The sequence below is a fragment of the Nocardia sp. 852002-51101_SCH5132738 genome (assembly GCF_001665695.1).
In the GTDB taxonomy this organism is placed as follows: domain Bacteria; phylum Actinomycetota; class Actinomycetes; order Mycobacteriales; family Mycobacteriaceae; genus Nocardia; species Nocardia nova.
The window spans coordinates 1-1,725 of record NZ_LZML01000055.1 but is presented as its reverse complement, the minus strand read 5'-3'; the positions used below and the strand labels follow the sequence as shown (position 1 = coordinate 1,725).

The 1,725-nt window shown below is 68.5% G+C and carries 5 protein-coding genes; all 5 read left to right on the top strand.

Features of this window, described 5'->3' with window-relative positions; genetic code table 11:
• Positions 1 to 398: hypothetical protein (locus A5789_RS08240; RefSeq protein ID WP_231956637.1), on the top strand; the 398-nt coding region annotated here is incomplete at its 5' end.
• Entirely contained in the window at positions 395 to 688 is a 294-nt protein-coding gene (locus A5789_RS08235; RefSeq protein WP_064927172.1) for a hypothetical protein, read from the top strand. The genes A5789_RS08240 and A5789_RS08235, both read left to right, overlap by 4 nt.
• Positions 685 to 1,026 carry a hypothetical protein gene (locus A5789_RS08230; protein WP_064927170.1) on the top strand — a complete coding sequence of 114 codons (342 nt, stop codon included), beginning with the start codon at positions 685 to 687 and terminating at the stop codon, positions 1,024 to 1,026. Before A5789_RS08235 ends, A5789_RS08230 begins: the two co-directional genes overlap by 4 nt.
• Positions 1,023 to 1,322 (top strand): hypothetical protein, encoded by a 300-nt coding sequence (locus A5789_RS08225; protein WP_064927168.1) that lies wholly within the window; start codon positions 1,023 to 1,025, stop codon positions 1,320 to 1,322. The genes A5789_RS08230 and A5789_RS08225 overlap by 4 nt, the downstream gene beginning before the upstream one ends.
• Entirely contained in the window at positions 1,319 to 1,492 is a 174-nt protein-coding gene (locus tag A5789_RS36375) for a hypothetical protein (protein WP_156772992.1), read from the top strand. The genes A5789_RS08225 and A5789_RS36375 overlap by 4 nt, the downstream gene beginning before the upstream one ends.
• The last annotated feature ends 233 nt before the right edge of the window (positions 1,493 to 1,725 follow it).

Here is a 1,725-nt window from a genome sequence, read left to right as displayed (position 1 = left end):
CGCCCCCATCATCACCGAAAGGGGCAGAAATGCCGAACCGATACATCACCGCCGACCTCGGCCCGCAGATCACCGCCGCGTTGACCGAGCTGGCCGCGCTCGCGCTGAGCATGACCCTGGACAACACCCCCGGCGGGCGCGCCGAGTTCTCCGAGCTGCGGGTCAAGGCCGAAGACGCCCGCGAGCTGATCGGCCACCTGCACGAACTGCTCGAGATCCAGACCGCCGGCGGCGGCCCCGAGGCCGAGGGATTCACCGCCGCCGACCCGCGCGCGGTCGGAACCGCGGTGCGCCAGAACGTCACTCGCGCCGTGGTGCAGCGGCTGGCCTTCCGCGATCCGGCCGGGAGCCTGCACATCATCGGCGAGCAGTACGCCAGCGACGAGGACGCCCGATGAGGGGTTTGGTGTGGGAGCGCCTGGCCGAAATGGGCGCGAGTCTGCGCGAAGCACGTGCCCGCATCGCCGAACTCGAAGCGGCACAGGCGAACATCGCGATCATCCATGTCCAGTCCGGTCCCAGTGGTGAGGCGTGGCCGATTGTTGAGCGTGTGCCAGGTGGCTGGCAGTCCGGTGCGCATCACTATCGGGACGCTGACGTGCTGGATGTGTCGCCGATCGTCGCTGACGGCAGCCGGTGGACGTTGACAGGCCTGGCGCCGACTCGGGCCGGGGAGGTGCAGTCGTGAGCACCCTCACCGTCACCACTGCGCCGGTCACCGCCGCCGAGGCCGCGATCGCGCAGCAGTTCGGCGCCACCATCACCCGCCTGGCCGAGGCGTTGCGGGCGATCACCCGCACCGATATCGACCTGCGCGAGGCCACTGCCCAGCTGTCGGATGCCGCCTACGAACTCGACGAAGCGGTCCTGGCCGCCGCCGACGCCCCACCGATCCGGGCCGAGGTGCTCGAAACCGCGGTCGCCGAGCGGGTTCGTGACTTCGTGCACTACAGCAACGGTGCGCTGGTCATCGCTCTCGACATCTCTCCGACCCTGACCGGGCTGGATCCGTGGGGGTGGGCATGAGCACCGCAGTAGCGAGCAAGAAGACCACCGAATGGCTGGTCACGCTGACCGGGCCGGTGACCAACACCTATGCCGCGCTGTGGCTTTCCGACGCCGAGGTGGCCACGGTGCTGCGGCTGGCCCGAGAGCTGGCGGGCATGGCCACCGATTCGCTGCATCCGGCGTTGCGGCTGACTCCGATGGACGATGCCAGCGAGTCCCAGCGGCGCTACCTGCGCCATGCCGAGCGGGAACGTCTGCTGGCCGCGCTGGCCGAGCGGATCCCGGATCTGCCGCCGGAGGAGGTGAACCGATGAGCAGCGACGCCTATTTCGAGTACGAGGCCACCGTCGCCGAGGTGGCGCCGCATCGCATCGTGCTCGAGCTGGACCAGGCCCACGAGCTCGAAGCCGCGATCCGCGACCGTGACGAGGTGGTGGTGCTGTCGCGCGACGCCTACCTGGACCTGATGTCTGGCGACTACTGACCACCGCAATCGACGGGACCCAGCAAGTTGGAAACCCCGTCCAGATCGTGTTCTGGACGGGGTTTCTGCCCGCTGCGACACACCCAACCCGGGTGCGTGTCGGTCCGCCAACCGGCGGTCGCAGTGCGGAAAGCTGGCCCAGAGCGACGTTGTGAAACGACAAAACCCGCCTTCTCCACTGTTTGGCGACGGAGAGAAGGCGGGCCCCGAAATGAAGCGACGTTTGTCGGTGT

What these genes read in the sequence shown, in the direction of transcription:
- A5789_RS36375 (WP_156772992.1), top strand. Translation starts at nt 1,319, where the DNA reads ATGAGCAGCGACGCCTATTTCGAGTACGAGGCCACCGTCGCCGAGGTG.
- A5789_RS08225 (WP_064927168.1), top strand. Translation starts at nt 1,023, where the DNA reads ATGAGCACCGCAGTAGCGAGCAAGAAGACCACCGAATGGCTGGTCACG.
- A5789_RS08235 (WP_064927172.1), top strand. Translation starts at nt 395, where the DNA reads ATGAGGGGTTTGGTGTGGGAGCGCCTGGCCGAAATGGGCGCGAGTCTG.